This window comes from Klebsiella sp. Q2 (assembly GCF_009900705.1).
In the GTDB taxonomy this organism is placed as follows: Bacteria; Pseudomonadota; Gammaproteobacteria; order Enterobacterales; family Enterobacteriaceae; genus Klebsiella; species Klebsiella quasipneumoniae.
This window is the reverse complement of sequence record NZ_JAAABE010000001.1, coordinates 487,998-505,612: the sequence shown is the minus strand read 5'-3', so window position 1 is coordinate 505,612 and position 17,615 is coordinate 487,998. Positions and strand designations below refer to the sequence as shown.

Here is a 17,615-nt window from a genome sequence, read left to right as displayed (position 1 = left end):
GGTGGAGTATGTATCGAATGGACAAGCTAACAACAGGTATTGCCTACGGAACGTCCGCAGGTAACGCGGGGTTCTGGATGTTGCAATTGCTCGACAAAGTATCCCCATCCCAGTGGGCCGCTATTGGTGTTCTGGGAAGTCTGGTATTTGGCTTGCTGACATACCTGACGAATCTGTACTTCAAAATTAAAGAAGACCGGCGAAAAGCTGCTCGAGGTGAATAATGTCTCCGACACTACGTAAAACTGTTCTTGCGGCGGTGGGCGGCGGGGCCCTGGCGATTGCCTCTGCACTCATCACTGGCCCGATGGGTAATGATGGGCTTGAGGGAGTGCGATACTCCCCTTATCAGGATGTGGTAGGTGTCTGGACGGTTTGCTACGGCCACGCAGGTAAAGACATCATGCTCGGCAAAACCTATACCGAGGCAGAGTGTCGGGCGCTACTAAATAAAGACCTGAATACCGTCGCCTGGCAGATCAACCCTTACATCAAAAAACCGATCCCAGAAACAATGCGTGGGGCTCTGTACTCATTCGCCTATAACGTCGGAGCCGGGAACTTCCAGACCTCTACTCTGCTTCGCAAAATCAACCAGGGTGACCAGAAAGGTGCGTGTGATCAGCTGCGCCGCTGGACCTATGCCAAAGGTAAGCAGTGGAAAGGACTTATTACCCGGAGGGAAATTGAGCGTGAAGTGTGTTTATGGGAGCAAAGATGAGTCGCTTAACCGCCGTTATCATCGCAATAGCAATCCTGCTAATGTCCTGTGCCATTTCATGGCGTATGGGATGGAGTTCCCACGCTGATCACATCAATGCTCAGGCTGCGAAGAAGAGAGAGAAGGCCGAGAATGCCATTAAGCCTGTAGAGGAAAAGGCCGCGACTGCTAACGAAGCGGGTAAGGTCATCTACAAAACAATAACCCGCGACGTGGTGAAATATGTTCAGTCTCCGAATCGTACTGTGTGTAGGTTTGATGATGCTGCTGTGCAGTTGCGTCAGCGCGCCATCGATGCTGCCAACTCCATCCCCGGATTTGATGAGTCCGCCGTGCAAAGCAAGTGACGCAGGGAATGACAGCGATGAAGATTTACAGTCTGATGTAGAAACCGCTCAATGCCTGCGCCAGCTCCGTTTGGATAAGTATCGCTGGCAGGCGTACTATCGGGCGATGAGTAAGTAACAGGCATAGCACATGAAATAAGTGGCCTTAAGTGAACAAAAAATCTGAAAACAAGACATTCAAGCTTTCAGCATCGAAATGTTTGTATCTAATTCAGGGGATGTCATGCACTATAGGATCTCAAACCACTCTAAACTAAGTAGCCACTCATGACAGTAAACTTACTACCACAACTACCATGCGGTTATCGTTACGGCATTGAGCGCTCGATCCGGCCCCAGACTGGTGCGGAATTTTTTCCGCCACAAGGGTGTGTTATCAAATCTGTTAACTTTGGGGATGGTGTGGTTATTTGTGTGCCCATCCAATGGTACATTAAACAATTAGATTTATGGGTCACTGTCTAAGGAACCATCGAATAATATGTTAGTTACCAGCCTCGTTAGGGCGAACTGATAATTGCTCTCAAAAGACCAGCATAGAAGCCTGTTGCTCTGGTTGAATGTTCCGGCAAGTTGAAAATGATTGGTTCAATGAGCTCTTTCGATATTTAAATGCTATCGATAACTTAAATGAAGCTATCATCACGTTATCACTGCCAGCCAACACCGAAACGGCAGTGGTCAGTTAAAAAGCAGAAAAGCCTCTCTTGGGTGGCTCCTGAGAGATTTTAGTTTTCTAACTGGTACTAACCAAAGGTCGCATATCTATGCGGCCTTTTTTTTAGCCGGTTTCATGGCTTGAGGACATCCTGGACGAGAATATGTGACAAAACCAATCAGGGGAAACAGGAATGCCCTGTGAGCGGATTTACGAATCGGTGCGAACGTCTATCCCCTCTAAGGGATAAAAAAACGATATCCCTTTTAAGAGATAATGAGGAGAAGCAACTTGAAAACGTTGAAAGTCACTATTACAAACCTTCAACAGATTAATGATGGCATTGTCTGTGGGGTCAAAGTCAGATTTAAAGTCATTCAGTCTGGTTGCGTGCTGGTCGAGAAGGTTATATCAGGCAAGGCTACCGCTCCGTTTACCTTATCTTATGATGTCAATGCGAATGATGAATCTCTGGTGGTGGAACATGATCGCCCAGACCTGCAGGAGCTTGTAGTCTCAGCGGCAATTTCCTCTGCAGAGTGTTATAAACCGGATAATACCCTGACCTCTGTCAGTGCTTGGAGCATTCAAACGCAGGGTAAGATATACGCTTCAGGTATGCAGCCAAACATTGATGAGGTATTCAAACGGTTAGATGCTGCTGAGGCACTACTACACTTTATGGGCTGTAAGATTGCGGAACTACAATTAAGATATCGAAATAAATAATAGATCGGCAGACAGCCTGTAACCGTCTGCCATAGCTATTAAGGTCGGTTATGGATATGTTGGATTTGCTTTAGCATCTCCAAGTTTTTCTGGTTGTATTCATCATCAATCTGCGAAAGTTGATGTATTACGACACTCTTCATATCCTGTTCAAGGCAAACAAACATAGTTGCCAGAAGACCTTTGAGAGCTCTTATTTCTTTTGCTGCAGACTCCAGAGTTGAGCAATCCACCTCGATGTTATATTTAATTTCTTCTTCCATTTTAAAGTTCCTTAAGCAGAGCTAATCAGCCATTCCTCTGCAAGTACAATATTTAACTGTGTCCCACCACAGATAGGCTGAGCCGCAACCTTACACTCTGAGCTTTCACAGTAACACCCTGATATTTAACCAGTAGCCTCGCATCTGCGGGGCTTTTTTATTCGCAAAAGGTAACGCGATGAAGAACTTAAAAATTGCATACGTAGACGAGAAGCTGGTGGCGATTGAGTGTGACGGATTGTCATGCTCATCGCTGCCCGTTTCAGAGTTTCTCATCGACAGTGCCGCTTTAACTCTTCTCCCTCAACTCATGCTCGAGGATGTTTATGCCGCCACGAGCTAAACGACCTTGCCGGCACAGAGGATGCACGGCTGTGACCAATGATGTCGGAGGATACTGTGAGATGCATAGGCAGCAACACGCTGGTGATGGCTGGCGTAACTATCAGCCCGGAAAAACTCGGCAGGAACGTGGTTATGGTCGACCGTGGGAAATTAAACGGGCCCGTATCATGAAGAGGGATAAATACCTTTGTCAGAACTGCAGGCGAGACGGTATTGCCACGAAAGCCTCAAGTGTCGACCACATCATTCCTAAAGCTCATGGCGGTACCGATGATGACTTTAATCTGGAGTCATTGTGCTGGACCTGCCACAGCAAGAAAACAGCAACAGAGAGAACCCGATGAAGAGTTTCAAAATTGAATACGTTGATGGTGTTTTGACCGTTCTGGAGACGGATGGTCAGTCACGAATGAATGAAGCCGTACATGGCATCCATTTTGAGCATGTCCAGGGCGGCCGCCCACTGCTGAAACTGACGATTGCACATGATATTGCTCCGGCCCCTGTTTCATCACCTGTACTGGATCAGGAGCCTTTAGAGGGGGAGTTGGTGCAGGAACAACAGACAATGGTTCCCGGTGGTCGCCGTTCACGTCATCGTCGTGGAGGTAAGCAATGATGTATCAACGCACGGATCTGACGCTTTCCATGTTCTATGCATCCAGCGCTGATGCAGACGGGAACAAAGTGGCTACGTTGACGATGCAGGTCATCGCTGCAGAGGCTGGGGCCGTCCAGACCAGCCAGCTGCGATGTATCACCGATAGCGCGAAGAAAAAAACGTATAGCGTAGGTGAACAATCTGTCAGTAATGGTTCCGATCCGTTGCTGGTCGCGATTGAGAATTACTGGCGTCAGAGTACGGATGTCGTCGTTAAAGGATTGATCGCCGAGGTGACCGACTTCATCGCAGGGAACATCAACTCAGTCAGCACCTGGATCGGTCAGTTTGGCATGAAGGTGTTCGAGAACCAGCCATTAGATGAACGGCTACCAGAAAGCGTACTGCAGGCCGATGGAGGATCTGCTACAGCGACAGGATCCTGATCGCCGGTATAACAACTGGTGTTCTTTGAACGTCTGAGATACGCCGGCCCACCAATGCGAACCGTATTCGCCGCCGGCGCAGCCGGAATGACGACCTCCACCTCGACAGAGGCAGCTGCAGCCAGGGGTAGGGGGGAGCAAATCCCTGACCCCTTTCGCGCTTCGGGACTGCCCGTTGAAGTCTATTTTTACACGCCAGAAATAAGAAACTTTTTTCCGGAAGGTTTCATCTATCAAAGGAACGTTTATGGCCGGAGGAATTCGATCGTCCGGTGGTGGCCGAAAACCCACTTTACCCACCGGGCAAAAAAGCAAATTAACACGTATTGCGCCCCCCGCTGAGTTAATGGGGGAGGCGGCAATAAGAATGTGGAAGACGCAAAGCAAAATACTCATCGACCGAGGAGTGTTTGAGCTGGAGGACGCACCTTTGTTGCTGGCTTACTGCAATGCTTTTCATCTGATGCTCGAAGCCGAAAAAATGCTGGCCAGCGGACTGACCTCAGAAAGTGAAATGGGGGGCCTGAAAAAACACCCTGCAGTTAATGTCCGGAATGACTCGGTTTCCCAGCTTGCCCGCCTGGGCTCTCTGTTGGGGTTAGATCCGCTCAGTCGTCTTCGCATGACCAGCGGACAAAAGGATCCGGACGATGACGGGAATGAATTCGATGAGTTTGACTGATGGCAACCTATCCGAACGTCAATGCAGCGAACCAGTATGCGCGGGATATCGTTGGCGGGAAGATTCTGGCGTGTCAGTTAACGATACTTGCCTGTCAGCGACATCTGGACGACCTCGAACGAGCAAAGGATCCCCACTGGCCCTACCGCTTCGATAAAAACAAAGCAGAACGATTTCTTCGTTTTGCCCAGAAAATGCCTCATACCTCAGGGGAATGGGCCCGGCGTAAACTCCGGATTGAATTTGAAGCCTGGCAGAAGTTCGCTCTTGGCGTACCGTTTGGATGGGTACACAAGAAGACAGGCCTGCGTCGTTTCTCTGAAATCTATATCGAGGTGCCCAGGAAGAACGGGAAATCCGCTATTGCCGCTGCTGTAGGAAATTATATGTTTTGTGCAGATGGCGAGCATGGTGCAGAAGTCTATTGCGGCGCCACGACTGAAAAACAGGCATGGAAGGTATTTTCTCCGGCGCTGCAAATGGTGAAAAAGCTGCCGGCATTGCGGCAAAAATTCTCGATAAAACCCTGGGCAAAAAAAATGACGCGCCCTGACGGTTCGGTTTTTGCGCCTGTGATCGGTGACCCGGGGGATGGTGATTCGCCATCATGCGCCATCATTGATGAGTATCATGAACATACTACTGATGCGCTTTACACCACCATGACCACCGGCATGGGGGCTCGTGAACAACCGATGACACTGATCATCACCACTGCCGGCTATGACATTACATCCCCTTGCTATGAAAAGCGTACTCAGGTTGTCGAGATCCTGCGGAGAACCCGTAATGGCGAGGAAAATGAAACCATATTTGGGCTGATTTATGGCCTTGATGACGATGATGACTGGACGACTCCTGAGGCATTAATCAAGGCAAACCCCAACTATGGCATTTCGGTAAAAGCAGATTTTCTCCGGGCTAAACAATTATTGGGTATGTCGACGCCCGGGCAGACAAACAAGATTCTGACCAAGCATTTCAATCGCTGGGTAAGCGCAAAATCAGCTTATTACGACCTGAGAAAATGGATGGATGCAGCCGATAAAAACCTTAAGTTGTCAGATTTTGAAGGGGAAGAATGCTGGCTGGGTATCGATCTGGCCTCGAAAGTTGACCTCAATGCCGTGGTTCCAGTTTTTCGTCGTGAAATAGACGGAATAACACATTTTTACTGTGTTTCTCCTCTGTTCTGGGCACCCGAAGAAACCATTTACTTGCAGGAGACCGCGCTGAAAAGTACCGCAGAACGTTATCAGTCCTTTGTCCGGCAGGGTAAGTTGATCCCGACCGATGGTGGCGAAGTTGATTACAGGCTGATATTTGAAACGATCCTGAAGCTGCGGAATACCGTAAAAATTGCCCAATGCCCCATTGATCCTTATGGCGCGACTTCATTACGTCACATGCTTGAGGAAGAGGGGCTTGAGCCTGTCGAGATAAGACAAAATTTTACCCATATGAGTGATCCTATGAGAGAGATTGAGGCTGCGCTCATCTCGGGGAGATTCCATCATGACGGACACCCCGTCATGAACTGGTGTATTTCCAACATCGTCGGCCAGTACCTTCCCGGAAGTGACGATATTGTGCGTCCCGGGAAAGAAGGGCGGCAGAACAAGATAGATGGTGCGGTTGGTTTAATGATGGGGCTGGGGCGCGCCATGCTTAACAGTTCAGTGATGACATCCGTATACGATGAGGAAGATATAGCATGCTAATTTCAGTTCTGAGTTTTATTGTCGGCCTCACTGGTGCTGGATTGTTATCTGCAGGTGCCTGGCTTATTTCTCCATCAGTGGGATTGATAACAGGAGGGATTATTTGTCTGGGCTGGTCATATATGACAACCCGGGCCTTTTCCTCCGGCGTCAGCAATGGCGGAGGTGAATAATGTTCCTTCCCCAGATGTTCAGGGGCCGACAATATTCGGGTAATAGCTTCTGGGAAGCCATGCTGGGCGGGGTTCGTTCAAGCCAGAGCAAAACTGGCATCATAATCACGCCGGAAACCGCTCTTGGACTTTCAGCGGTCCGGGCCTGTGTCACCCTCCTGGCGGAGTCCGTCGCGCAGCTGCCGTGCGAACTTTACCGGCGGGATAAAAATGGCGGGCGCCAGCGTGCGACGGACCACCCGGTTTATGACCTGATTCACTCCCAGCCCAACAGGAAAGACACCTCATTCGAGTATTTCGAGCAGCAGCAGGGGTTGCTGGGGCTGGAGGGAAATTGCTACTCGATCATAGAACGGGACGGAAAAGGCTACCCGAAAGAACTGATCCCCATTAACCCGAAAAAGGTGATTGTGCTGAAAGGGCTGGACGGTATGCCGTATTACCAACTCCCGGAAGTCGGCGAAATTCTGCCGATGCGCATGATGCACCATGTGAAGGTCTTTTCTCTGGATGGCTATATCGGCAGTTCCCCCATTCAGACGAACGCCGATGTTCTGGGGCTGAACCTGGCGGTTGAGGAGCATGCGGCCGCGACATTCCGGCGCGGGACAACGATGAGTGGGGTGATAGAGCGTCCGAAAGAGGCCGCGACCATTAAAAGCCAGGATGCTATTGATCGCCTGCTGGCGAAATGGACCGAGCGCCATTCCGGTATTCACAATATGTTCTCTGTGGCATTGCTGCAGGAGGGCATGAGCTACAAACAACTGTCGCAGGATAACGAAAAGGCGCAGCTGCTACAGTCGCGGCAGTGGGGCGTGGAAGAGGTCTGCCGGCTCTATAAAATCCCGCCACATATGGTGCAGATGCTGGCGAAAGCGACCAACAACAACATCGAGCACCAGGGCCTGCAGTTCGTGATGTATACGCTGCTGGCCTGGCTGAAACGCCATGAGGGTGCGCTGCAGCGCGATCTGCTTCTGCCCAGCGAACGCCGCGATTTGTACATCGAGTTCAACGTTTCCGGGCTGCTGCGAGGAGACCAGAAGTCACGCTATGAATCGTATGCGCTGGGCCGCCAGTGGGGATGGCTATCCACTAACGATATCCGGCGTATGGAGAATCTGCCGCCAATTGCCGGCGGGGACAAATACCTGACGCCGCTCAATATGGTCGACAGCGCGACGATCCTTCCTGGCGATAAATCGCCGACAGCGAAACAGCTGGCCGAAATTGAAACCCTTCTGGCCAGAGCCTGATTATTTCCCGCTGCGCGGGATGACCTGGAAGACAACATGACAACGAAATTAATTAACCTGCCGCACCTGGCAGATATGGTCTTTGGCGTGCCGCATTACGTGACGCGGCAAACAATGGACTCCGTGAAAGCGGTGCTCATCCCCCGTATTCAGGGGATCACCGAAGATGCCGTCATTCAGATGGCGCTGAATCCGGGTAAATCGCCTGCCGCTGAGCAGGTCCAGCCCGCAGGCGGGGTGGCGGTGATCCCCGTTCACGGCATTCTTGTTCCACGCCGGGGGCAGATTACGGCGATGTGCTCCGAGCTGACCAGCTACGAGCGGATCCGCGGGCAGTTGCAGGCGGCGTTAAACGACCCATCAATCAGCGAAATCGTTCTGGATATTAACTCCGGCGGCGGCGCAGCGGTGGGGTGCAAGGAGTTGGCCGATTACATTTATCAGTCTCGCGACACGAAACCCATCACGGCGATTGTGAACTACAGCGCGTATTCCGCCGCGTATTTCATCGCATCGGCCTGCAGCAAAATCATCGTCAGCCAGACCAGTGGCGTGGGGTCGATTGGTGTGATCATGGAGCACCTCGATACGTCGAAGATGGAAGAAAAAATGGGGCTGACGTTCACCACCATTTACCGGGGAGATAACAAAAATAATGGCACCCAACATGAACCACTGAGTGAAGAGTCGCTGGGTATGTTCCAGGGCATGATCGACGAAATGTACGAGACGTTTACGGGGTCGGTGGCCGAATATCGCGGCCTGAAGCAGCAGGCCATCATTGATACGCAGGCGGGGCTGTATTTTGGCCCTGGCGCTGTGTCAGCCGGCCTGGCGGATGAAGTCTCTGACCCCCAGGCGGCGATCAATGCTATCGCGGCAAAGTATAAGCAACCCCGTCAAAAAACCTCCATTCAGATGCAGGCAGCCGCGATGGACCTGCAAACCAAAATGTAACCCGGCGCAAACACAAACCGCGTCACCTTAAGCAGCCAGCAGGCTGCTTTTTTTATGTCTAAAAAGAGAGAAATAAAATGCCACATATTGAAGAATTGCGTCGTCAGCGTGCGGGTATCAACGAACAGGTTCAGGCCCTGGCAACCATTGACGCCAGCGGCGGCACGCTGACAGCTGAGCAGCTGACGGAGTTTGCGAACCTGCAGCAGCAGTTCACTGATATCAGCGCCAAAATTGAACGCCTGGAAGCCGCCGAACGTGCTGCGGCGCTGGTCGCAAAGCCAGTCAAGGCTACCCAGCAGGGACCAGCAGTCATCGTCAAAGCTGAGCCGAAGCAATACACAGGCGCAGGCATGACGCGCATGGTGATGTCGATTGCCGCAGCGAAGGGGGATCTGCGTGATGCAGCGGTCTTTGCCGCTGAAGAATTGAACGATCAGTCTGTATCGATGGCCATTTCCACCGCTGCGGGTTCCGGTGGGGCGCTCATCCCGGAGAACATGCAAAACGAAGTCATCGAGCTGCTGAGCGACCGTACCATCGTCCGTAAGCTGGGCGCCCGCTCCATTCCGCTGCCTAACGGTAATCTGTCGTTACCGCGCTCGGCTGGCGGTGCAACGGCCAGCTACACCGGCGAAGGAAAGGATGCCAAATCGTCTGAATCAAAATTCGACGATGTAAAACTGAATGCCAAAACCATGATCGCACTGGTCCCGATGTCGAACCAGCTGATTGGCCGCGCCGGTTTTAACGTTGAGCAGCTGGTCCTGCAGGATATTCTGACCGCCATCTCTGTTCGTGAGGATAAAGCGTTTATGCGCGATGACGGTACCGGCGATACACCAATTGGTATGAAGGCGCGTGCGACGCAGTGGAACCGCCTGCTGCCGTGGGAAGCTGGTTCCACGATCAACCTGAACACGGTTGATGAGTACCTGGACAAGATTATTTTGATGGCGATGGATGGCAACAGCCTGATGATCCGTTGCGGCTGGGGTATGTCGAACCGTACCTATATGAAGTTGTTTGGCCTGCGTGACGGCAACGGCAACAAAGTCTACCCGGAAATGGCTCAGGGGATGCTCAAGGGCTATCCGATTCAGCATACCAGCGCTATTCCGGTTAACCTGGGCGAAAGTGGCAAGGAATCGGAAATTTATTTCGCTGACTTCAATGATGTTGTTATCGGTGAAGATGGCGCCATGAAGGTCGATTTCTCCAAAGAGGCCACCTATTTGGATGCCGAAGGCAACACGGTTTCCGCGTTTGCGCGAAACCAGTCGCTGATCCGCGTCGTCCTCGAACACGATATCGGCTTCCGTCATCCGGAAGGCCTGGTGCTGGGTACCGGCGTCCTGTTCTAACCCATCCCTCAGTAAATACGGCCCGCATATGCGGGCTTTTCCCTTTCAGGAGAATGTTATGGCTGCGAAAAATAAAGCAGTGGAGCCGGAAGAAACAGGCACACAGGACAACCATGCGACCGAGACCGCACAGGACAACCATGCGACTGAGACCGCACAGGATAACCGTGCGACCGTGGTCGCACAGGCAGAACGTAAATCCGTTGTGTTCCTCGGTCCGCATAGCCGTTATTCCCGTGGTGATATCGCGTGGTTTGAAGGATCGCACGCCGAAGAGCTGGTTAAGCGCCGTATCGCGGTATGGCCGAAGGATGCCGAACGCGCGCTGAAACCGAAGCCGGGAGACAGCGATTTTGATACTGACATTGGATGATGTGAAAACCCAGTTACGCCTGGAACTGGATTTCACGGAGCATGACGCCATGCTCACGCAAATGGTGAACGCCGCGCAGCGGAGCATCGAGCGTGATTATTACTGCAAGCTGGTCACCAGTGATGAAGAGCTGCAGGCGCTCCCGGAGACCGTCCGCGGATTTATCGCGGATGAAGATATCCGGCTGGCCATTCAGTTTCTGGTCAGCGATGCGTATCTGAATGGCCATACCGGACAGTGGCTGGAAACCGCTGCGGTGAGGCATCTTCTTTTTCCTCTGCAGGAGCATACGCTATGAACCTGAAACCGGGAGAAATGACCTGCCGCATTGTGATTGGCTATATGCAATCCGGGCGGGGGCCGCTGGGCGAACCTCTGCCAGAAAAGCTGGTTGAGACGGGGAAAGCTTGGGCGAAGGACGAGCTGGTATCCGACAGGAAAGTCCGAACGCTGGATCAGCAGCAGGTAGTGGAAACCCGCCATTTTACCGTCCATCCAGGGGTTCTGGTCGACCTAGACTGGAAAATCACGACGAAAAATTTGGTTTATACCGTCCGGAATATCGACCGCAAAACGGACCGGATCATTATCACGGGGGAGGCCGACGGGCGGCATGATAGAGCTGGCGATTAAGGGTGCGCTGGAGCGCATCACCGGCATGAATGCGTATCCGCTTTTACTGCCGGACACGGTCCAGGAAGGTGCGACCTTTCAGCGTATCTCTGACCCGGAAATGGTCTCGGGAATGTTGCGAACGGGGATCGTCTCAGCCCGTATCCAGGTGAATCTGTACCGTCTTGATGATTACACCTCACTGCTGCAGCTGGATAAAAAAATCTGGACGGAACTGAAATCCGTCGTTCATGGCCAGCTGGAGGGTATCCCGGTTCAGTATGTGGAGCGAGGCGGTATCCATCAGGATAAAAACCAGCTGACGAATCGTCGCATTCAGTATCGCCTGACCCGCGATTTCATCATTCACTACGTGGAGGACTCCTCGTGATCCGAATGGAAGTTAAAGGGCTGGATGAGCTGGAGCGGCAGTTAATGGCCCTGGGCGAAAAAGTGGCGACGAAGGTATTGCGGAATGCCGGGCGCGAAGCGCTAAAGGTCGTCGAGGAAGATATGAAGCAGCATGCCGGCTTTGACGAAACGTCTGCCGGGCCGCACATGCGGGACTCAATCAAAATCCGCTCTTCCACCCGCAAGGGTAAAGGGAACGCGGTTGTAACGCTCCGTGTCGGCCCCAGCAAGCAGCACCATATGAAGGCGCTGGCGCAGGAGTTTGGCACGGTTAAACAGGTTGCAGACCCCTTTATCCGACCCGCCTTGGATTACAACCTCCAGACCGTTTTGCGCGTGTTAACCGTGGAAATCCGAAACGGCATTGAAAACAGGTAGCATCCGCTGCCGTATAAAAAGAGAGAGAAACATGGCTGATAAAACTTCGCCTGAATATGCGATGTTGCCGGCGGGCACCATTGTGAAATACGGGGAGCCTGGCGCTGCCACGTCAGCGCTGAAACCGCTGATTAACTGTAAAGCGTTGGGTGCAATGGGGCAGACGGGGGGCTTTGTCGACTGCACCACGTTACTGGATAAGCAGAAACAGTCCATCAGCGATCTGCCTGACGGTCCTGAAAAGTCGCTGGGCTTCATTGATGATCCGGGCAATACCGATTTTGCCGCGCTGCTGAACGCAGCAGAGGCCCGCAAGACCATCCAGTTATACGTCGAATTACCCAACAAGAGAACAGCGACGATGCTACTGGCGCTGTCCGGCTGGCAGATGAATGAAATCGCCGCTCCGGCGAATGAGGTCATCCAGATCACTGTTCAGGGTAAGCAGAACAAGATCGCCTGGGGAACCGTCGCTGTCTCCGGCGGCGCCTGATTAACTTAACCTGTAAACAGCCACCTTCGGGTGGCTTTTTATTTTTAAGGACTATCTGTGAAAGATAAAGATTACCTGTCCACGCTGAAATCCGCGTTGCTTAAATCGGAGCCAACCGTCATTAAAACCGAGTTGTTTGGCGCCACCGTATTCATCCGCCGCCTGACCGGGGATTACCTCATCAGCTACGAAGAGAAAATGGCTGAAACCGCAAAAGCTGGCGCAGCGCGCGAGGCATCGGAGCAAGTCATCCAGATCGTCATCGATGCACTGGTTCAGCCGGATGGAACGGCCATTCCGGATGAGTTTAAACCCACGGCAGCCGAGCTGCTGAAGGCCCATGAAAACCCCGAACTGCTGGCCGCAGTGGAAAAAGTGAAGCAACACGCAATCGGCAAGCTGGAGGAAGCGGAAAAAAACTGAGTGACTCGCCCTGGCTGGAGCTGATCTTCTGGCTGGCCGACCGCTGGGGCGAGCCTGACCCATCCAAAATTGCCGCATTGCCGGCAAACACTCTGTACCACTGGCGAGCCTACTTCCTGAAACAGGGCACTTTCCGCCGTCCTGGCGATGAAAACGCGCCACCTACCGAAACCACACCTGCGCCATCCCGGGTCGATGATGAATGCGCGGCAGTCATGAGGGCATTAATGTAATGGCAGACGTCGCATCTTTAGCGGTCGGGCTGCACCTGAACGCAGCCAGTTTTAAATCCCAGCTGCTGGGAGCGTATGGCGATGCGGAGAACCAGTCACGACGGTTTAACCGTAATGCCCAGGCGGACGCGAAAAAGACGGAGGACGCCTATAAGAAGGTCGGTCTGTCGATATCCGGGATGGCCAGCCGGCTGGCGGGGCTGGCAGGAGCCGGCCTTTCCATCGGTACGATCGTTACCACGTCCAGACAATATGGACAGGCGTTATCAGATCTGCAGGCCATCACCGGTGCGACTGCAGCTGAAATGAAAGCGCTGGATCTGGCTGCGCAGGAAATGGGGCGCACGACAGAGTACAGCGCCAGCCAGGCCGCCGAAGCGTTAAAGCTGATGGCGTCGGCTAAACCGGAGCTTTTAAAAACGTCCGATGGACTGCAGAAGGCTACGAACAGCGCGCTTATCCTGGCGCAGGCCGCCGGCACAACGCTGCCCGATGCGACCAGAACGCTGGCGCTCTCCTTAAACCAGTACGGGGCGAGCGCGCAGGAAGCGGATCGTTATATCAACGTGCTGGCCGCCGGCGCGAAGTACGGGTCGTCGGAGATTGTGGATACAGCGGCCGCCATTAAAAATGGTGGCGTTGCAGCCGCACAGGCCGGCGTTGGTTTTGAGCAGCTGAATGCCGCGATTCAGGTGCTGGCAGAGCGTGAAATTAAAGGCGGTGAAGCCGGCACGGCGCTGCGTAACGTCATCCTGAACCTGGAAAAGGGCACAGACAAGAGCCTCAAGCCATCCGTGGTTGGTCTCAGCCAGGCGCTGACCACTCTTTCCGGGAAAAATCTATCCACGGCCCAGGCCGTAAAACTGTTTGGCGTGGAGAACCTGAATGCGGCGTCTATCCTGGTCCAGAACCGTTCAAAGCTTGATGAGCTGACCGCTTCCCTGACCGGTACCAAAACGGCGCATGAGCAGGCATCCATCAGGGTTAACAACCTGAACGGCGATTTGCTGGGGCTGAGCAGTGCGTTTGAAGGGATGGTCATTAAGATCGGCCAGAGCAGTAACGGGCCACTCCGCAGCGGGATTCAGGTTGCCACGGAGGCACTGAACAGCCTGGCAGACAATTTCAACACCGTCTCCAGCGTGGCGCTTTACAGCCTGATCCCCGTGTTATCCACGAAACTGACTGCAGGGCTGCGGGAGAATATCGCGGCCTGGCGGGAAAGCCAGGCGGCGGTAAAAGCGCGGGCGCAGGCTGATGCGGATATTGCCCGCAAAACGCTGGATTCGACAGCTGCCATCCTGAAACAGAACGACGCCGAGTTTGGCCACTACCGGCAGATGGAGCGGACGGCTAAACAGTACGGGATGAATATCAGTTACCAGGATGAGTTTACCCGACTCATCCGACAGGAAACTGAACAAACCAATCTGGCCAGCCAGGCGAAACTGAAACTGGCGGCGGCAAACCGGCAATTGTCGATATCAGCCCGCGCGGCCTCCGCTGCGGTGGGGCTGGCAAGAGGTGCATTAAATTTAATCGGTGGTCCGTTCGGCGCCGCGATGCTGGCCGGTTCGGGCCTCCTTTACTTTCATGAGAAAGCAAAGGAGGCCAGGCAGTCAGCCATTGATTTAAAAGATGCCGTAGTCGAAACCAGTGAAGCGCTGATGCGCCTCTCGCTTAACCAGCTAAATGTGAGGCAGTTCGACCTAGAGGATCAGTACGAAAACCAGGTCGTGCAGCGTAACCAGCTGATGAAAGAGATTCAGGATGCCGACAGTCGTATCGACAGCCTGAAAGGGTTTGACCCCTTCGGCCAGCTGGAAGGGGTAACAAAAGGCCAGGCGCGTGCACGGGCGGATCTCGATAGCGTTAACGAGGGACTCCGCAAAACCGAGGAAAACATTAAGCGTGTCAGTGATGCAAAAACACTGGCTCAGCTGGGTTTATCGGGAAAAATAACCTCCCTCACGGACGATCTGAAAGGGGCGTTAAGCACGCCCCCCAAAGAGACCGGAGATGGAAATCCCTGGGGCGGCGATGGCGGTACCGGCACGGGGAAAGGCAGTAAGTCCAAGGTCGACCAGTTCAAAACGCTGCGGCAGCAAATTGAAGAAGCCCATGCGTCCAGCCTGGCCAGAATTAACCTGCAGGAAAAGGACAGTAACAGGGAGCTGCAGGAAGCGGCGAAGAAAAATGGCGCCAGTGATGCTGACCTGCAGCGCGCGCTGTTAATGAACGCAGAGAATTACCAGAAACAGCGACTGGATCTGACCGCGCAGTATTCCCCCGCCCAGGAAACTCTGCGAAAAGAGCAGGAAGCCAGCCGGGACCTGGCTGAGCTTTTCAAAGCCCGCCTTCTTGATGAAAAAGAGTACCAGGCCGCACGAATAACGCTGGCCAGAGATACTGCGAAAGAGCTGCTGCAGGCGCATGCCGATAAAATCGCTGCGCCGGCACTGGATATCGCCGGCGAAGTTGATCCACTGGTCTCGCTGCGCAATCAGCTTGCGCAGCGGCAGGCATTGCTGCAGGCGTACTACCAGGGCAGCGCGATCAGCAAAGAACAGTACGAAATGCTGATGCAGAAGGCGACGAAAGAATCCGCCGATGCGCAGTATCAGACGTCACTGGAGTTATACCGATCACAGGGAGAATTCCAGAGCCTGGCCGTCGGGTTATTTGAAACGGCCCATGAGCGCTCAAGCAACTTCCTGACGAGCATGCTGACGCGGACGAGAAGCTTTAAGGAGAACATGGCTGACCTGTTTTCCTCGCTCACGCAGTCGATCATAAAAAACCTCGTTGATATGGCCGCTCAGGCGCTGGTCACCAGTTCCGTCATGCAAACCATTATGGGCGTGGTGGGCGTCGGGACCAGCGTTGTCACGGGCGCTGCGGGCGCAGGCTCGGGGACGGCGATCCAGAATGCCGCCAGTAACTTCCAGTTCAACGCCAAAGGCGGCGTTTACGACTCGCCGTCGCTGAGCGCATACAGCAACCAGGTCTACGACTCTCCGCAGTTCTTCGCTTTCGCAAAAGGAGCCGGCGTATTTAGCGAGGCCGGGCCGGAGGCCATCATGCCACTGACGCGTGCCGGCGATGGTTCGCTGGGTGTACGCGCTGTCGGTGGTGGTCAGAACGCCGGCGCGTCGGAAGGGCCAAAAGTCTATATCACGATTGAAGGCGGAAACACCTCAACGCAGGCGCCATCTGGTTTTGAGCAGTTTGGCCAGCAGATCGGCTCGTTTGTGGAGAAAAAATACAGGGAGCTGATGGCGCAGGATATGCGCCCTGGCGGGATGGTCTGGAATGCAGTTAAAGGGCAACGCTAATGGCTATTGAGATATTCACCTGGAGTCCGCGGGTTAATCCCCAGCAGACCGTTAACTTTCGTGTCCGGAAGGCGCAGTTCGGTGACGGGTATACGCAGGTATCCGGCGATGGTATTAACACCCGATCACAGGATTGGGAGCTGAGTTTTGTCGGTACGGAGGACTATATCCGTCCGATTAAGCAGTTCTTCGACCGTCATGCCGGCACCCGCGCGTTTCAGTGGACCCCGCCTCTGGAAGAGGTGGGGCTTTTCCGCTGCGAACAATATAAACCGGTGCCGCTGGGCGGCGGAAATTACTCACTTTCAGCCACTTTTATTCAGGCATTTAAACCATGAGCCTTAACGCGAATTATCAGAAGTTAGAGCCAGGCGATGAGGTTCGTCTCCTGGAGATCGATGGCCAGGCGTTTGGCCTGGATGAGGTTTTGTATTTCCACGGCTATAACGTTCCCCATACTGCAGCCGAAATCCTCGCCGCTGGCGGCGACCTGGATAAGCTGCCGGCGAAAAGCATCTGGTGGCAGGGGCGGGAGTATAAAGCCTGGCCATGTGAAATCGAAGGGATCGAGTCATCCACCACTGGCAGCGACGCGCAGCCAACGCTGCGGGTAGGGAATATCGACGGAAAGATATCCGCGCTCTGTCTTCATTACGACGATCTGGCTCTGGCGCGGGTTGTCATCCACGACACGCAAAAACAGTATCTCGATGCGAAGAACTTTCCGGAAGGGAATGCCTCAGCTGATCCGACGCAGGAGAAACGGCGCCTTTTCTTCATCGACGTAAAGCATTATGAAGACGATGAGGAGGTGGAATTTACTCTCTCCAGCCCGTTTGCCCTGCAGGGGATGATGATCCCCACTCGCCAGCTGCATGCGATTTGCACCTGGTGTATCCGCAATCAATACCGCAGCGGTAATGGGTGCGACTATGCCGGCACCCGGTATTTTGACAGGAACAATCAGCCAGTTGATGACCCGTCGCAGGATGTCTGCAACGGAACGCTAACGGCCTGCAAATTACGTCATGGTGAGAATAGCGAACTGCCGTTTGGCGGGTTCCCCGGCACTTCATTAATCAGGAGCTGAT

25 protein-coding genes are annotated in these 17,615 nt (G+C 53.4%); 24 read left to right on the top strand and 1 reads right to left on the bottom strand.

The window, feature by feature from the left end; all coding sequences use genetic code 11:
• The first annotated feature begins 8 nt into the window (after nt 1-8).
• From GT756_RS02655 to GT756_RS02640, 4 genes are all read left to right on the top strand, one after another.
• Complete coding sequence (locus GT756_RS02655) at nt 9-224, top strand: class II holin family protein (RefSeq protein WP_016160648.1); 216 nt, start codon at nt 9-11, stop codon at nt 222-224.
• Nucleotides 224-721 carry a lysozyme gene (locus tag GT756_RS02650; RefSeq protein WP_023317653.1) on the top strand — a complete coding sequence of 166 codons (498 nt, stop codon included), beginning with the start codon at nt 224-226 and terminating at the stop codon, nt 719-721. The genes GT756_RS02655 and GT756_RS02650 overlap by 1 nt, the downstream gene beginning before the upstream one ends.
• Nucleotides 718-1,068 carry a hypothetical protein gene (locus tag GT756_RS02645; protein WP_016160650.1) on the top strand — a complete coding sequence of 117 codons (351 nt, stop codon included), beginning with the start codon at nt 718-720 and terminating at the stop codon, nt 1,066-1,068. The genes GT756_RS02650 and GT756_RS02645 overlap by 4 nt, the downstream gene beginning before the upstream one ends.
• 949 nt (nt 1,069-2,017) lie before the next feature.
• Nucleotides 2,018-2,455, top strand: coding sequence for a hypothetical protein (locus GT756_RS02640; protein ID WP_049115059.1), 438 nt, complete (start codon nt 2,018-2,020; stop codon nt 2,453-2,455).
• Nucleotides 2,456-2,493: 38 nt separating this feature from the next.
• Here GT756_RS02640 and GT756_RS02635 read toward each other — a convergent pair whose 3' ends face one another.
• Entirely contained in the window at nt 2,494-2,718 is a 225-nt protein-coding gene (locus GT756_RS02635) for a hypothetical protein (protein ID WP_117137683.1), read from the bottom strand.
• A 178-nt stretch (nt 2,719-2,896) separates the two neighbouring features.
• Here GT756_RS02635 and GT756_RS25735 point away from each other — a divergent pair, with 178 nt between their 5' ends.
• From GT756_RS25735 to GT756_RS02540, 20 genes are all read left to right on the top strand, one after another.
• A complete protein-coding gene (locus GT756_RS25735) occupies nt 2,897-3,061 on the top strand; it encodes a hypothetical protein (protein ID WP_162924227.1) in 165 nt (54 codons plus the stop codon).
• Nucleotides 3,045-3,407 (top strand): HNH endonuclease, encoded by a 363-nt coding sequence (locus GT756_RS02630; protein ID WP_032428746.1) that lies wholly within the window; start codon nt 3,045-3,047, stop codon nt 3,405-3,407. Before GT756_RS25735 ends, GT756_RS02630 begins: the two co-directional genes overlap by 17 nt.
• Entirely contained in the window at nt 3,359-3,682 is a 324-nt protein-coding gene (locus GT756_RS02625) for a hypothetical protein (RefSeq protein ID WP_023289183.1), read from the top strand. The genes GT756_RS02630 and GT756_RS02625 overlap by 49 nt, the downstream gene beginning before the upstream one ends.
• On the top strand, nt 3,679-4,110 hold the full coding sequence (locus GT756_RS02620) for a hypothetical protein (protein ID WP_023289184.1): 432 nt from the start codon (nt 3,679-3,681) through the stop codon (nt 4,108-4,110). Before GT756_RS02625 ends, GT756_RS02620 begins: the two co-directional genes overlap by 4 nt.
• 247 nt (nt 4,111-4,357) lie before the next feature.
• Nucleotides 4,358-4,792: a phage terminase small subunit P27 family gene (locus GT756_RS02615; protein WP_012542168.1), complete on the top strand. Its 435-nt coding sequence runs from the start codon at nt 4,358-4,360 to the stop codon at nt 4,790-4,792.
• Entirely contained in the window at nt 4,792-6,513 is a 1,722-nt protein-coding gene (locus GT756_RS02610) for a terminase large subunit (RefSeq protein ID WP_160124545.1), read from the top strand. Before GT756_RS02615 ends, GT756_RS02610 begins: the two co-directional genes overlap by 1 nt.
• Entirely contained in the window at nt 6,507-6,686 is a 180-nt protein-coding gene (locus GT756_RS02605; RefSeq protein ID WP_020318187.1) for a hypothetical protein, read from the top strand. The genes GT756_RS02610 and GT756_RS02605 overlap by 7 nt, the downstream gene beginning before the upstream one ends.
• Nucleotides 6,686-7,945, top strand: coding sequence for a phage portal protein (locus GT756_RS02600; protein ID WP_049115065.1), 1,260 nt, complete (start codon nt 6,686-6,688; stop codon nt 7,943-7,945). The genes GT756_RS02605 and GT756_RS02600 overlap by 1 nt, the downstream gene beginning before the upstream one ends.
• 36 nt (nt 7,946-7,981) lie before the next feature.
• A complete protein-coding gene (locus GT756_RS02595) occupies nt 7,982-8,902 on the top strand; it encodes a S49 family peptidase (protein WP_049115067.1) in 921 nt (306 codons plus the stop codon).
• 77 nt (nt 8,903-8,979) lie between these two features.
• Nucleotides 8,980-10,266, top strand: coding sequence for a phage major capsid protein (locus GT756_RS02590; RefSeq protein WP_049115070.1), 1,287 nt, complete (start codon nt 8,980-8,982; stop codon nt 10,264-10,266).
• A 58-nt stretch (nt 10,267-10,324) separates the two neighbouring features.
• Complete coding sequence (locus tag GT756_RS02585; protein ID WP_049115072.1) at nt 10,325-10,639, top strand: hypothetical protein; 315 nt, start codon at nt 10,325-10,327, stop codon at nt 10,637-10,639.
• Nucleotides 10,620-10,937 (top strand): head-tail connector protein, encoded by a 318-nt coding sequence (locus GT756_RS02580; RefSeq protein WP_020317538.1) that lies wholly within the window; start codon nt 10,620-10,622, stop codon nt 10,935-10,937. The genes GT756_RS02585 and GT756_RS02580 overlap by 20 nt, the downstream gene beginning before the upstream one ends.
• Nucleotides 10,934-11,272 (top strand): head-tail adaptor protein, encoded by a 339-nt coding sequence (locus GT756_RS02575; RefSeq protein WP_117137681.1) that lies wholly within the window; start codon nt 10,934-10,936, stop codon nt 11,270-11,272. The genes GT756_RS02580 and GT756_RS02575 overlap by 4 nt, the downstream gene beginning before the upstream one ends.
• Nucleotides 11,253-11,642 (top strand): hypothetical protein, encoded by a 390-nt coding sequence (locus tag GT756_RS02570; RefSeq protein WP_017880258.1) that lies wholly within the window; start codon nt 11,253-11,255, stop codon nt 11,640-11,642. Before GT756_RS02575 ends, GT756_RS02570 begins: the two co-directional genes overlap by 20 nt.
• A complete protein-coding gene (locus GT756_RS02565) occupies nt 11,639-12,040 on the top strand; it encodes an HK97-gp10 family putative phage morphogenesis protein (RefSeq protein WP_049115079.1) in 402 nt (133 codons plus the stop codon). Before GT756_RS02570 ends, GT756_RS02565 begins: the two co-directional genes overlap by 4 nt.
• Before the next feature lie 31 nt (nt 12,041-12,071).
• On the top strand, nt 12,072-12,533 hold the full coding sequence (locus GT756_RS02560) for a hypothetical protein (protein ID WP_023328090.1): 462 nt from the start codon (nt 12,072-12,074) through the stop codon (nt 12,531-12,533).
• Nucleotides 12,534-12,590: 57 nt separating this feature from the next.
• Nucleotides 12,591-12,956, top strand: coding sequence for a phage tail protein (locus GT756_RS02555; protein ID WP_014228914.1), 366 nt, complete (start codon nt 12,591-12,593; stop codon nt 12,954-12,956).
• A gap of 232 nt (nt 12,957-13,188) precedes the next feature.
• Entirely contained in the window at nt 13,189-16,524 is a 3,336-nt protein-coding gene (locus GT756_RS02550; RefSeq protein WP_117137680.1) for a phage tail tape measure protein, read from the top strand.
• Entirely contained in the window at nt 16,524-16,862 is a 339-nt protein-coding gene (locus tag GT756_RS02545) for a phage tail protein (RefSeq protein WP_014228916.1), read from the top strand. Before GT756_RS02550 ends, GT756_RS02545 begins: the two co-directional genes overlap by 1 nt.
• Complete coding sequence (locus tag GT756_RS02540; protein WP_117137679.1) at nt 16,859-17,614, top strand: phage minor tail protein L; 756 nt, start codon at nt 16,859-16,861, stop codon at nt 17,612-17,614. Before GT756_RS02545 ends, GT756_RS02540 begins: the two co-directional genes overlap by 4 nt.
• Nucleotide 17,615 lies beyond the last annotated feature (1 nt).

Coding starts and splice junctions, on each gene's coding strand:
- GT756_RS02655 (WP_016160648.1), top strand. CDS start 9: ATGTATCGAATGGACAAGCTAACAACAGGTATTGCCTACGGAACGTCC.
- GT756_RS02650 (WP_023317653.1), top strand. CDS start 224: ATGTCTCCGACACTACGTAAAACTGTTCTTGCGGCGGTGGGCGGCGGG.
- GT756_RS02645 (WP_016160650.1), top strand. CDS start 718: ATGAGTCGCTTAACCGCCGTTATCATCGCAATAGCAATCCTGCTAATG.
- GT756_RS02635 (WP_117137683.1), bottom strand. CDS start 2,718: ATGGAAGAAGAAATTAAATATAACATCGAGGTGGATTGCTCAACTCTG.
- GT756_RS25735 (WP_162924227.1), top strand. CDS start 2,897: ATGAAGAACTTAAAAATTGCATACGTAGACGAGAAGCTGGTGGCGATT.
- GT756_RS02630 (WP_032428746.1), top strand. CDS start 3,045: ATGCCGCCACGAGCTAAACGACCTTGCCGGCACAGAGGATGCACGGCT.
- GT756_RS02620 (WP_023289184.1), top strand. CDS start 3,679: ATGATGTATCAACGCACGGATCTGACGCTTTCCATGTTCTATGCATCC.
- GT756_RS02615 (WP_012542168.1), top strand. CDS start 4,358: ATGGCCGGAGGAATTCGATCGTCCGGTGGTGGCCGAAAACCCACTTTA.
- GT756_RS02610 (WP_160124545.1), top strand. CDS start 4,792: ATGGCAACCTATCCGAACGTCAATGCAGCGAACCAGTATGCGCGGGAT.
- GT756_RS02605 (WP_020318187.1), top strand. CDS start 6,507: ATGCTAATTTCAGTTCTGAGTTTTATTGTCGGCCTCACTGGTGCTGGA.
- GT756_RS02600 (WP_049115065.1), top strand. CDS start 6,686: ATGTTCCTTCCCCAGATGTTCAGGGGCCGACAATATTCGGGTAATAGC.
- GT756_RS02595 (WP_049115067.1), top strand. CDS start 7,982: ATGACAACGAAATTAATTAACCTGCCGCACCTGGCAGATATGGTCTTT.
- GT756_RS02590 (WP_049115070.1), top strand. CDS start 8,980: ATGCCACATATTGAAGAATTGCGTCGTCAGCGTGCGGGTATCAACGAA.
- GT756_RS02585 (WP_049115072.1), top strand. CDS start 10,325: ATGGCTGCGAAAAATAAAGCAGTGGAGCCGGAAGAAACAGGCACACAG.
- GT756_RS02575 (WP_117137681.1), top strand. CDS start 10,934: ATGAACCTGAAACCGGGAGAAATGACCTGCCGCATTGTGATTGGCTAT.
- GT756_RS02570 (WP_017880258.1), top strand. CDS start 11,253: ATGATAGAGCTGGCGATTAAGGGTGCGCTGGAGCGCATCACCGGCATG.
- GT756_RS02560 (WP_023328090.1), top strand. CDS start 12,072: ATGGCTGATAAAACTTCGCCTGAATATGCGATGTTGCCGGCGGGCACC.
- GT756_RS02550 (WP_117137680.1), top strand. CDS start 13,189: ATGGCAGACGTCGCATCTTTAGCGGTCGGGCTGCACCTGAACGCAGCC.
- GT756_RS02545 (WP_014228916.1), top strand. CDS start 16,524: ATGGCTATTGAGATATTCACCTGGAGTCCGCGGGTTAATCCCCAGCAG.
- GT756_RS02540 (WP_117137679.1), top strand. CDS start 16,859: ATGAGCCTTAACGCGAATTATCAGAAGTTAGAGCCAGGCGATGAGGTT.